10 protein-coding genes are annotated in these 11,870 nt (G+C 53.9%); 5 read left to right on the plus strand and 5 right to left on the minus strand.

From position 1 onward, the window contains the following. Positions 1 to 275 precede the first annotated feature (275 nt). Positions 276 to 1,565, plus strand: coding sequence for a hypothetical protein (locus A9762_RS03600; protein ID WP_069340680.1), 1,290 nt, complete (start codon positions 276 to 278; stop codon positions 1,563 to 1,565). 652 nt (positions 1,566 to 2,217) lie between these two features. On the opposite strand, the gene A9762_RS03605 is transcribed toward A9762_RS03600, so the two are convergent. From A9762_RS03605 to A9762_RS28390, 3 genes are all read right to left on the minus strand, one after another. Next, positions 2,218 to 3,918, minus strand: a complete 1,701-nt coding sequence (locus A9762_RS03605; protein ID WP_069340681.1) for a hypothetical protein — start codon at positions 3,916 to 3,918, stop codon at positions 2,218 to 2,220. Positions 3,919 to 3,951: 33 nt separating this feature from the next. Further along, positions 3,952 to 5,127: a dsDNA nuclease domain-containing protein gene (locus A9762_RS03610; RefSeq protein WP_170836174.1), complete on the minus strand. Its 1,176-nt coding sequence runs from the start codon at positions 5,125 to 5,127 to the stop codon at positions 3,952 to 3,954. A 672-nt stretch (positions 5,128 to 5,799) separates the two neighbouring features. Beyond that, positions 5,800 to 6,180 carry a hypothetical protein gene (locus tag A9762_RS28390; RefSeq protein WP_139133051.1) on the minus strand — a complete coding sequence of 127 codons (381 nt, stop codon included), beginning with the start codon at positions 6,178 to 6,180 and terminating at the stop codon, positions 5,800 to 5,802. Between the two features lie 326 nt (positions 6,181 to 6,506). On the opposite strand from A9762_RS28390, the gene A9762_RS28805 reads away from it, so the two are divergent. Then, positions 6,507 to 6,737, plus strand: coding sequence for a hypothetical protein (locus A9762_RS28805; protein WP_069340683.1), 231 nt, complete (start codon positions 6,507 to 6,509; stop codon positions 6,735 to 6,737). A 236-nt stretch (positions 6,738 to 6,973) separates the two neighbouring features. Here A9762_RS28805 and A9762_RS27950 read toward each other — a convergent pair whose 3' ends face one another. Together A9762_RS27950 and A9762_RS03620 are read right to left on the minus strand one after the other, a co-directional pair. Beyond that, on the minus strand, positions 6,974 to 7,270 hold the full coding sequence (locus A9762_RS27950; protein ID WP_083253607.1) for a hypothetical protein: 297 nt from the start codon (positions 7,268 to 7,270) through the stop codon (positions 6,974 to 6,976). A 586-nt stretch (positions 7,271 to 7,856) separates the two neighbouring features. Then, complete coding sequence (locus A9762_RS03620) at positions 7,857 to 8,201, minus strand: helix-turn-helix domain-containing protein (RefSeq protein ID WP_069340747.1); 345 nt, start codon at positions 8,199 to 8,201, stop codon at positions 7,857 to 7,859. Between the two features lie 181 nt (positions 8,202 to 8,382). On the opposite strand from A9762_RS03620, the gene A9762_RS03625 reads away from it, so the two are divergent. The 3 genes from A9762_RS03625 to A9762_RS03635 all read left to right on the plus strand — a co-directional run bounded on the left by A9762_RS03625 (position 8,383) and on the right by A9762_RS03635 (position 11,828). Next, positions 8,383 to 9,141 carry a bifunctional 2-polyprenyl-6-hydroxyphenol methylase/3-demethylubiquinol 3-O-methyltransferase UbiG gene (locus A9762_RS03625; protein WP_139133052.1) on the plus strand — a complete coding sequence of 253 codons (759 nt, stop codon included), beginning with the start codon at positions 8,383 to 8,385 and terminating at the stop codon, positions 9,139 to 9,141. 741 nt (positions 9,142 to 9,882) lie between these two features. Beyond that, a complete protein-coding gene (locus tag A9762_RS03630) occupies positions 9,883 to 11,016 on the plus strand; it encodes a ComEC/Rec2 family competence protein (protein ID WP_139133053.1) in 1,134 nt (377 codons plus the stop codon). Then, positions 11,016 to 11,828: a hypothetical protein gene (locus A9762_RS03635; protein WP_069340686.1), complete on the plus strand. Its 813-nt coding sequence runs from the start codon at positions 11,016 to 11,018 to the stop codon at positions 11,826 to 11,828. The genes A9762_RS03630 and A9762_RS03635 overlap by 1 nt, the downstream gene beginning before the upstream one ends. The last annotated feature ends 42 nt before the right edge of the window (positions 11,829 to 11,870 follow it).

The raw sequence follows: 11,870 nt of genomic DNA on the forward strand, positions 1-11,870 counted from the left end.
GAAGTCATCTGCGTTTGATCATTCAGGCATTGAGAAGCCGCCTGATGTTTGACCCGTTTCGCATCCACCGATGCAGGGAGTTTGCCTAGCGCGTACCGCATAAATATCTTTCGCTTGGACAAACAGAGCACGACGCTGGTCGCACAGCCAGTGCACTGTGGTGATGCTCGCCCGGAATTACGAAAAGGGCAGCACAGCGTCCTAACGTTTCGCTCTCTTGCATGGGGGAGCGCCATATGTACTCGCCCGTAAGGGCATCAGTCTGAGGAACAGTTATGAAACAGCGTGATCCACCTGCACTGCAACCGAAGGCCGGCAGCACCTTTCCGCTCGATCATATTCAAGATGTCGGGATCGACAAGCTGAAGCTTGCCTTGCTGAGCAAGCATATGGACGATGCACTCATCGAGTCTGTCGTGCAGCGCCTGAGTGATATGGAAAAGGAAGGGGCGAAGCGGCAGTCGGTCAAGGGCCGGGCGTTCCGAGATTGCCTTTCAGCCCGTGTTGGTGACGGCTATCTTCGGATTGAGTGGTCACCGAACCGCGCCAAGTATCCGTACTGGCTCACGGTCGAGTTCAATCCGAATCCCTACCTGCGCTCCGGTGCCGAAGCCATTCGCGAGCTGGCCAGCTTCTTTCGGTTGCTGTTCGGTACCGAGTCTGCTCGGATCATGGAGCGGGCTCTGGTTTTGCGCATGGACATCAATATCGATTACGACATCAACGTTTTGGAGGGTACGCTCGTATCAGTAAAAGGAAAGAGCGGTGGTGCAAACGTGATGCGCGATTTTGACGGCAAAGGCACACTCGCGACGCTTTATGTTGGTGTGCTCGGGTCAGATTGTCGCTTATCCGTTTACGACAAGGCGGCCGAGACGCTTCGCCGTGAGTTGAAGTCGACGGCGTCGGTTACTCTTGCTGCGCTCGCATCGCCGAAGGGCTGGCAGCTTGCGATCAAGAAATTGAAGGACAAGGAAAAGGCGATCCAAAATCACTGGCGCATGGAAGTGCGTTGCCAGCGCAAGGGCGGCTATCGACTGTCCCAAGTAACTGAGCTTGCATCGAGCTTCGACAGCGTGCAGGTGTTTCATCTTCCGCCGGATCGAGCACCGTTCAACCAGTCGCTTGGCCGCACGTTCATGGGGCTTGCCTGTCATGTCGGCATCCCCACCGCGCTTAAGGCTCTGGACGAAAATGACCGTCGCCGCATGCAGCGGGAAATTTCCAAACTGGATCAGGTGGAATGGTTCAACGCGGAAATTCTACGTGACCACATCAAGGTCGCCATCGAGCAACTCGCCCCGATGTTCCGCGCACCCGATCGTCCCCGCTTACCCGGGCAAGGTCGATGCGTGACAATGCGGCCACTACCGGTGAAGCTGTCGCTTACGGTGCCCGACTGTGGTGCAGCCGCAGGAAAGGCCTCGACACAAGCGGTGAGGGTTGTGACCAAAACGGCGGCCCGGCCGTTGATGAAATCTGATCCGCCTGCGAACCGGTTGGTTGCCAAGCATCGTCCGCCCGGTCCATCGGAATGTAAGTCGCGCGTCAACCGAATCGTTTAGCAGTTCGCCTGCGCTCGTGATGGCTTGCCGTGTGCCTATCGTGCCCGACACTGTAATCTGAGTGTCGGGCACGAAGGCCCGCGTTCTTAACCCGTGCCAGCAGACTCTGAGTGCTGAGTCAACGGCCCTGACGGGGATACCCATGCTTATTAATTTCCGCAAAGCCTCGGAGAACATCGACGCGATCTGTGTCGATCTTGTGAAAGGGGGGCATGGTCGAAACCTTCCGAGTCAACTACAAGCGCATTGAATTCGATGTTAGGCAAATTATTCAGGGCTGCATTGTCCTCGGTCTTGCCATCAAAGGGGCCGATCAGGACTAGCATCATTACCTGATCAACACCGATGTTGACGACTTCGAGTCCCCTTCAAAAAGTGAGCCCGTCGCGCTGGCGATTGCGAAGTGGCAAGCTGTTAGTTCGCCGCTTCCCTACAGTACCCGGGCGTGAAGAAGCCGTCCCTGCGTTGAATTGTTGCTGGTTGCCCGAAGTACTGTTCCGGTTCTTTGGCGTGGTTCAATTAACACTTGATTATGTCGAGACTTACGCTAGTTTTGGATGCGCGTGATCGTCAGTCTTACGGCTTAATGCGCCATGCTTTGGTTCTAATCGCACGCGACCTTTCAAATCGGCTGCTGCTATGCAGACACTTCTTATCCCTGTGACAGCGTTGTCTGGTACATCTTTACTAGCAAAGGCTCCATCAATTGTTCGGTGGGTTCCCAATCCTCTTCATTCAGCATCTTGTACTTCTCCGTCAGGTTAATCTGATGATCGAAGACGAAGTCGGTGGGTGTTTCCAGTCCGACGATGAGTTGCATGCCTGCTGGTAAGTCGTTGGCAATGAACTCGAGCACTGCGGGCAGGTTAAAGTCGTCTTGGGCCTGTTGGTTGGGCGAGTCAATGACTACCGGGATGTCGTATGTGCCCATCTTGCCTTGAACGGTCCGCCAGATCGATGCGTAATAGGCGAGAATTGATCGCGGCCCGCCACTGCCCGACAGAGACGGGCGTGATGCCAACTGCATAGTTTTGGTCGTCACGGATTGAAGCTGTAATGCAATGCGACTGGTCACGTAGTGTTCGCGGAAATCGGTCAGGATGGCCTTCGTGCGCTTGGGAGAGCGCAGCTCGCTCATCTTCGTTTCAAGTGCTTCGACAGTAAGAACCACAGCATCAATGGCATTTTGAATATGTTTGCGCTCTTCCTCGAAGGCCGCGAATGCCGACTCCGCGCCCAGACTACCTACTACGTCTTGGAACTTCAATTCGCCTTTGCGCGTGTCCAACAGGAGGGAGATGCGCAGATAGTTCTCGTTGAGTGAGCTTAGCTCCGAGAAGGCCTTTTGTGTCCGCTTGCGAACCTCGGCGGCATCCTCCCGCAGTCGCGTAGCGAGCTCGCGTAGAACGCGAGCATCTTCTGCGAACTCCAATAGGTCAAGGAAGGGCTTCTCGTGTTCAGCATGACATGTCGGGCACACTAGTGGCGCTGCACCATTTTTGAAAAGGTACTTTGCGTCGCTGTCATATGCGGCAAGAGCGGTTTCAGCCAGATGAATCTGATGATCCAGATTCTTCAAAAGTTCTTGCTCCCGAACGGCCACGTCACGCAGTGCTTCCTGTCGGATGTTTAGCTGGTTGACTTCCTTTGTAAGTTGTTCAATCTCTACGGCAAAGTTGTCAGCATTGACCTTTGGGCCTGATAGCGGGATCGTTTTGCTAAAGCGCTCGATAGCACGCTCGAGCAGGCGGTACTCGCGTCGGTTATCTTCAAGAACCTTGGCGTGTTGGGACTTCTCTGCGCTTGCCGCGTAATAATCAGGCGGACATACACCAGTGAAGTACTCAAGGATTGGCTTGAACGGTGCGGTAAAGCGCTTCATGCCGCCGAACGTGTTCCAGTCTGATTGCCAACTGCCATCTTGGTTTACGTAGAACGGCACGAAGAAGCACGCGGGGTCAGCGGGTACCACTTCCGCCTGCTTCTTGTCTGAGAACACCAGGTTGAAGTTGGTTATCTCGCAGAAGTGCTTGGACCAATCTCCAAATTTCGATGTTGAGACGATGAGTTCGAAGTTCGTATCAAAAAGCGCGCGTCGTCCATCTTGGTGGAGAGCGAAGTAGCGCTTGTCATCCACCGAGAATTCAAGCAAGGAAGTAGCGTTCTCGTCCCATTGCTCAAGCTTGCCTTGCGGCTTCGCGCCCAGTGTCTCAAAAAGGCTCCGAATCACCGTCGTTTTGCCCGTGTGGTTTCTCCCCACGAGCAGGTTCTTGTTCGGATGGAACTCTATGTGTCGAGCTTTCCTCTCGCGATGAGATAGCAGCCAGATGTTGTTGAATCGGAAGCGATGCATAGTCTTTTGTTCTCAGGCTTCGTACGAGGCGTCTTAGTTCGGGTCCACGCATTTCGTTATGGCTCTCATGACAAACCGTGCCATCAGGTCGTGATCACGATGTCCGCTGAACTTGACCCTGAGTACGGCAAGCGCGGCTTCGACAAGCGGCCGCAAGTTGGATGTCCATGGATTGGTTGCAATCCAATCGTCGCAGAAGCTGTCGATCTCATTCGAGATGTTGGTTCCCCCCATGAGCCGATCTCGCTGCGCACGTGCTGCTGCGGTGCGTACTGATGTGATGGTCATGAAGTCGACGCCCTCGGTCTGGAGTTGTTTCAGCCAGACGTCAAGCAACGCGAGGCGATCGGGAACCGTCTCCAGATCGGCCAGAGCCGCCAAGAATGCGTTCCTCGAGAAGCCGCGTTCTTTGACGAGTTTTTCGAACGATGTGCAGGCGTCGGTGCGGCGGGTCAGTGGAGATAGCTGCATCACCAATGAATCGACGAACGCCTTTGCCTGACCTGCGTGCTCCGGACTACGTTCGTTCAGGAGCTCCAGCGCAGCGGCAATCGCCGGTGCGGCCAAATTATCGGAGTGTATGGCGACCTTCTCCAGCCTCACTCTGGCCAAATCTGGCGGAGGGGCGCCTGGTGATAGCGAAGCGAAAGCATCAATAAGTAGCTGCACGTGCGCAGTTGCTAGGTCGGCAAGTGAGCAAGGCATTGTTGTGGCTGCCGAGCCGCCGCTGGCGAGCGGGAAGTCGCATCCTGCATTTGATAGGAACACGCCTTCGACCGGCAGTGAGCTAAAGGCCGTCAGGCTGAGATGCAGCTTGCCGAGAGCTGATTCCGAGACCTTTTCGAAGGTGGGTGCTTTGACTGGTGCCGTTATGGCCTTAGTCGACTTACTTTGCTTGGGCGACGGGGCCTTAGGGGCGGATGTGCCGGTCAGGACCGACCAAGTCCAAGTGCCAGCGTCCTTCTTTTTGACCTGATAGACCCTGGCGCGGGATGGTGTGGTTGCGGAATCAAGCTCTGCAACGTCCTGGATAGACTCAAAGAGTAGGAGGAAGTCTGGTTCGTTGGCCTTCTCCAACTCGATCATCCGGAATACAGCCCACCAGCGAGGGAAATCAACGCCCTTCGCCCCATGTCCCCCACCAGTTTCTGAATGTTTGGGATCGTTCGAAACAAGCAAAATCTCTGCCGCACCGTCGACTAGGCTCAACGCGCCTCCCCGTTTGCCTCCGGCCATGCAGAGGAATTTTGTTTTGGACTAGAAAACCAGCTTGGCGCACGACCCAGATTAGAGCCGGTCGACTTTAAATTTTTGTCATCCTTATAATAAGGATGTCTACAAGTTTTGTAAATCTGAATGGTGAGCGATGGGCCGCACGAAAAAATAACGATGAATTGCTTGGGGGGGGAGGAGATTGTCGCCGCGAGATGAAAGGCCGGGTCGTGAAATCTGGAACTGCCACCCTCCTGCAGAAATTTTCGAAATATGATTTTGGCAGCCAGAGATGTCAGTATGAGAGTTAGGCGGATGAACTCGAAATCGATGAAGTTACACAATTCACCGTACGTGGTCATTCGGCCAGGGGCCTCGGTAGATTGTGGATACCTGCAGCTGATAATGAAACTAAGAACGTCTTATCCTTTCGCATAAGCGCGACGATCCCCGGTAACCACCGGGGTTTAAATCATTGCTCTTGAGAAGATCAAGGTCGTTGGCATAGAGAGAGTTGATTGACTGCAGCCAACAGAATCTAAACGACCATTCGATGTCGCTTTCGTTGTCCTCCGCTGGCCGACTTCTGTCATTGGAAACGGGAAGCAAGCCGCAACGTGGCCTCGGAATATCGACGCTACGACTTGCTTTGTCCCCTCTTGGTAATGCTCAGGCGATCCACTCAGCTACGATGCTCGTTCCAGTCACTGCGCCGAGGTATATGCCGACGATCTGCGGTCCGAGGCTCCAGCAAAGTCGTGCCCAGACTGCATCGGAGATGCCTCCTTTGGCAATCAGTATGTCGGGCTGAAACACTCGTCGCACAGCATCGCCGCATCGAATTCCAATGTAGCCAAGTAGGGTTCCAATCGCCCAGAGAGAGAAGAACTTCACCGCAAAATGGCTCGAATGCTGCGGAAGATATACGGATGTTGCGAAGAATGCTACGACGAATGCGACGGCGAACCACACAGTAGCTCCGAGCCTACTGCGTCGCCGTGTTTTCGTTGATGCATCGTTCTCGTTTTCGTGATTGATGGGTTCATTCATTTCAAATCTCTCGTAGTCGTTGCTTGCTGGTGTGCGTTGAGGCTTACCGCCCGCATTTGCTGTGCTGTCATTCGCCCCGAAGAACACTAATAGTCAGGGCACTTTGGTTCCGCAGGCGTGAGCTAAGGCGGTTTGTCGGGGCACCGCCTTCTTCGAGGTGCGGGGCGAAGCGATATCGCTTCAGTAACTACCACTCGCTTTCGATCAAATGTGGTTTCGTAGACCGCATGTCTGGCGGACCGTCGGTCGTCATCGCTCCACGTCAGCCGAGCGTTGTAGGCCGCAAGGCTCGGCTCGACTTCAGATGAATCGATGGCCAAGAGCGTATGGCCCTCGAACGTTCTCCCGATCTGCCGACCCTCGACCCCGACAACCAGAACGGCGTGTTGGCACGTTCGGTGGCGCTCGCGAAAAGCCATTACGACAGGCTGTCCTTGTCGCGCTTCGTGTTCACAGAAGCGAATGACATCGGCGTGAGCGCCTTCGAAATAGACCGGTCTCAGTTCAAGATTCAGCTCCCACATCAACGTGTGCAGGTCCGCCATTGGAATTCCTGAATGCCAGTACGGAATCGCACGGCGAATGAAATCGCGCTCGCTGTAGGAATATCGAGACGTCGGGCGCAATGGGTTTTGCATTCGACGATGTAATGCAAGAGCCATCGCGGTGGCATGCAATGCGCACGAAGAATCAAAGCTGCCCTGAAAACTGAACGTGGGTGAATTTGAACCTGTGATCAGCAGGCGTCGTCCAGATCGAAGGGCCGGATGGAGTTTTTGCACGGTGAACTCCATCAGTATTCCGCCGGGGTAAGGATGCTCGTGGCACTTCGATCAGCTTCAGTAATGATCCACACGCGTTCTTGCCGAGGTCCGATTTCGTAAGCGGAAAGAATTCGCCCCCCGCCAGAAACCGCTTGTTCGTTTAGGAGGGCGTCGGTGGCACACACAACACCCCAGTCGCCTGAAGCATGACGTCTCAACAGTTCAACGACGTTCGTTCCGGTGCGATTGAGAACTTCGACGGCTCCTGCGGTCGCAAGAATATCGCCGAGGAGAAACCGAGAAATTTTTGTTTTTTCGTTCTTCATATGTAGGTGTACTAAATAAATAGGCAAAAGCAGGCCACTGCCGATGCGGGCGAACAAATTCAAGGCAGAGGGAAATTAGTCGGTGGGACGTTAGGCAGGCCGTTCGGCGTCAGCCCAGAGACACCTGCAATTGACGCTTTACCGACTATCCAAGGTGCGAGGAAAACGCGGAGAAAAGCTGCGTCGCAACAGGTGCTCGAAATCGCTGAGGTAACGTCGAGCGAGGTGGATTATTTGACGGTCGAAAACCGCGACTCATGTCAAATAAAATCCACAAAAATCACAAAAATCGCATGAATATCCCATGATTTTTGAAAATCGTAGCACGATTTTTCAAATTCTTCGACTGGGACGCAAGACGGTCGGATCTTCTTGCAACAAGGATTTGTTGCAAAAAAGAGACGGATGGGCCATTTTTATGTCCGTAGATGGGGCAAATCCCCGGGGCGATGGCTTCTGCGAGCCGTAAAACGGGCTTAGAGGGGCTATCTCGGGCAGGGAAAGGGGCTGGCAAGTCCTTCGAGCGCGACGGCTCCAGTGCGCCCTATGCAGGGATCGCCAATGACTTGCAATTAAGGGCAAACCCCTATCTCAGCCGGGTGCGCTTGATTTCGGGAGGGGTGGCGGCGTTTGCCCTTCGCTCTCCAGTCGGCGCAAGTGACACGTCATCAAGCGTTGCGAACAATTCGGCCAACGTGTAGCCGAGTGCGAAGCAGATGTTGGCGATCGTTTCGATGGTGGGGTTCGCAATTCCCCGCTCGACAGCCGAAATGTAGGTGCGATCTACCCGTGCCTCAAACGCTAAGGTTTCCTGCGACTTTCCCGCTTCATGGCGGCACTCCTTAACCCGTCGACCAATTGCCTCAGAAATTGGCGATGGGGCCGCGGGTGCAGGAGGCTGTTTCTTCTTGGTGGTCATGGCGGGCAGGATGCCCGTCTGACGACTGATTAACGACGTAGTACACACAACAAACATTGTCGAGTTTATTCTACAATGCGATTTCTTAGATTTGTTCTGACGTCATCCTCCCCGTCTTTCGTCTGTCGCACGCGATTGTTGGTTGGTGGCTGACGCTGAGGGCTCATTGAGCAACGTCGAGAAGAAAACCGCTATGTTCGAGAAAGAAATCGGGGCTGGAATCGGGAAGAACGTCGACCGGATTTTGCGAGGCCGAAGTGACTGGAGAGGCAAGACCGTAGTCGATCTGGCATGCGGAGACGGACGGACAACGTATGTACTGAGGAATCTCGGCGCAGACGTGCGGCCTTACGACATCCTGCCGGAACGATGCAAGTTGGAAGACGGTGCGCAATACGCCGACATCATGGAGGGGCTACCGATCGAAAGCGATTCCGTCGATGTGGTGATTTTGCAGGAGGTAATCGAACATCTGCCGAACCACTTGTCGGCGTTACAGGAGATTTGTCGAATCCTCAAGCCGGGTGGAGAGCTATTCCTGACTACGCCGAATCGCAGCTCATTGGCGTCAAAGTTGGCGTATCTCTTCTTTGAAAGCGAGATTCTGCGCGGTACGCCACCGAGCGCGATGGAGAGCGTCTGGGGCGAGTCTGGCGACAAGCGGTATTACGGCCACTTGTTCCTAATGGGGGCGCAGCAACTTCGGACGCTGTCTATGCTGGCTGGCTTCAGTTCGATGGAGGTTCATCGAACCGAGAAGAGTACGTCGTCGCAATGGTTGATGTTGCCGCTCTATCCCGCGCTTCTTGGGATCAGCTATCGCGCTTACCGGCGAGCAGTTCGAAAGTCGAAGAGTCACGCATATGCGAGCGAAAAAATGGCTCAATTGAAGCTGAACGTCGTTGGTCGTGTACTTACTAACAAATTCCTTATCGCATCTTTAAGAAAATAGACGACCCCATTCCACAAACTCAGAATCACCAAGCCGCGGCGCTAAAACCGTCGACTTGTGACCTGAATTGGTCGTTTTTTCTGCGAAGCGGCCATTCCCTAAAATAATGCAGGGACGATACCATTACGGGGAAGTGCATACCCGTTTATGGTTGATTGTGACCTAAGCTTTCCCCTCCATTTTACATCACCCCGGGGCTCGCTGAACTGGAAGCCTCGCGTGCTTGAGTGCGTGGGAGTGTGGATTAGCAGGTCCGGTCGAGCTGTCTGGAACAGCCGGTGAGCGCGGCGTGCCGGTCCTCCGAGCAGAGCTACCCCGCGAAGCCGCTAAAGCAACGGGAGCTGGCCTCACTCAGCTCCCAATGACCTGGTACCGGCTGAATACGCCCGGCAACTTGTGTTTTTGTCCGAGACGACTTGCCCCGATACTCCGAAAACGCGCTCTGGATTTTGTACGAAAAACCCAAGCGGATCACTACCAAGTGATCACGGCGAAGCACGAGCCGTTAGGCAAAAAATACATGAAAAAAAGGCTCCGGTAGGAGCCTTTTGCGTTTTCACGGTTGTCTGCCGCAATTGCTTGTGCTTTCTTGTAGTTACCGGGATCGGGAGTGACTGTCTCAATTTGGCCCAAGCCGGTCGCGGTTAGTCCAGAAGTAGAGCACTGAGTGCACGGTTTGGGCCACGTCGTACTCATCGGGTTGATTATTATTAGTCGCCAAACGGCCAGCATGAAAACCCGATGCGTACCAAACGATTACCATTTCTTGATAAATGTATTACGATTGGGCAGTTAAACAACCGACGATTGAAAAAATATATGAAATATGAGGTGACGTTTTTGCCGGTGGGGGAAGGCTCTGGGGACGCGATCGTTATCCGCTATGGCGATGATAACTCTGGCTACACCCTCCATGTTGTCGATGGCGGTCGGAATGGAACGGCTGATACCATCATCAATCACATTAATACGTACTACCCCGGCTACTTCATTGATCACATGGTGCTATCGCACGCCGACGATGATCACGCTACTGGGCTTCTGGGGGTGATGAAAAAAATTACGGTTAAGCACCTTTGGATGAACAGGCCCTGGCTGTATGCCGAACAAATTCTTCATCACTTTCATGGCAACTTTACACTGCAGGGACTAATTGACGACATCAAGAGAAGGCATCCCTATCTCGTCGATCTTGAAAAGCTTGCAATCGAGAACAACACAGTAATTCATGAAGTCTTTCGGGGCAATGAGATCGGGGCATTCTCTGTACTTGCTCCTTCAAGGGACCGATACATCAACTCGATCCCTGATTTTGGGAAGACGCCAACCCGATACACAGAAGACGCGGCCGTTAGAGGTTTCGGACTACGATCCCTGATCGAAGCCACGAAGAAGAAGCTTGAAGAAAAATGGGACATCGAAACACTCGCCTCTAACACTGAAACATCAGCTTCCAATGAAAGCTCCGTCGTGCAGTACGCAGTGTTGGGCAAAGAAGGCGTGTTACTCACCGCTGACGTAGGACCCATCGGCCTTACCGAAGCCGCTAACTATGCCGCTCAACTGCAGCTGAACCGGCCCAAGTTTGTCCAAGTGCCGCACCATGGAAGCAGGCACAACGTGACGCCCTCAGTACTCAATACTTGGTTAGGGCCTAAAGTCGCTGAAGGTACGAAAGTTGGCGTGGCCTTCTGCTCAGTAGGCTCCAACAAAGAAGACTACCCACGCGGCCAAGTGATCAATGCTTTCATGCGTCGGGGCTTCAAGGTTTACTCTACCCGCACGAAGTGGATTTCACACTATTCAGGCAGCGGCCATCCAGGCACTGTTCCCGCCGTCGCGGAAGGCTTTCAACCTGAGGTGGAGGGCCTGTGATGGAAGTATTCAAATTCTTCGACGCTTACGCCATTCGCGCAAGGCTGTTCCCAGCCATCATCGGAGCGGCTCCCGCTCTCGCGGCACTAACTCTTTTGATTTCGTGGAAGACGTTCGGACTTTCAAACATGATCGCGTCGCTCGGAATGCTCGTATTGCTTTGGGCAATAGCAGACTTCGCGCGTGCTCGTGGTCGTGCTATCGAGAGCGCGCTCTACGCTGATTATGGAGGTATGCCTTCGATCACTATGTTCCGTAGAAGCGATTCGACCATTGATAGTGGCTCGAAGGATAGATATCGCGTCTTTCTCGCTGGCAAGCTAGGTGTTGTTGCGCCCAGTGCCGCAGATGAGGCCGCAGATCAAGCTGCAGCCGACTCCTTCTATGATCAGTGCGGAAACTGGCTTCGCCAAAACACACGCGACACGAAGAAATTCCCCATCCTGTTCGCCGAAAATGTCACCTACGGGTTTCGCCGCAATCTGCTTGGAGTCAAGGCGCTCGCACTGGCGCTGAACGTTTTCGTCGTAGCGATCTGTGTACTACTTCTATGGGCCATGTCTTGGAACTTCGGTGCCCCTATGGGAAACAAGACCGCCGTAGTTCTGATTGTTGCTGCGGCACACGCTACTTATATGTTACTGGCGGTGAGTCGCACTGCTGTACGGGACGCATCTAAGGCTTACGGCCGAGAACTCGTCCTGAGCTGCGAATCGTTTCTGGCGTCAGGTAATACTCCGGCGAAAAAGCCTGCTGGGAAGAAGGTCGCTACCAAAACATCTACCGCAGCTACGCCGCCCGGGGCGCCTTGATCATTTTGATCCGCTTGGGTTTTCCGGACCAAATGCAGAGCG

The sequence above is a fragment of the Pandoraea sp. ISTKB genome (genome assembly GCF_001721285.1).
GTDB classification, from domain to species: Bacteria; Pseudomonadota; Gammaproteobacteria; order Burkholderiales; family Burkholderiaceae; genus Pandoraea; species Pandoraea capi.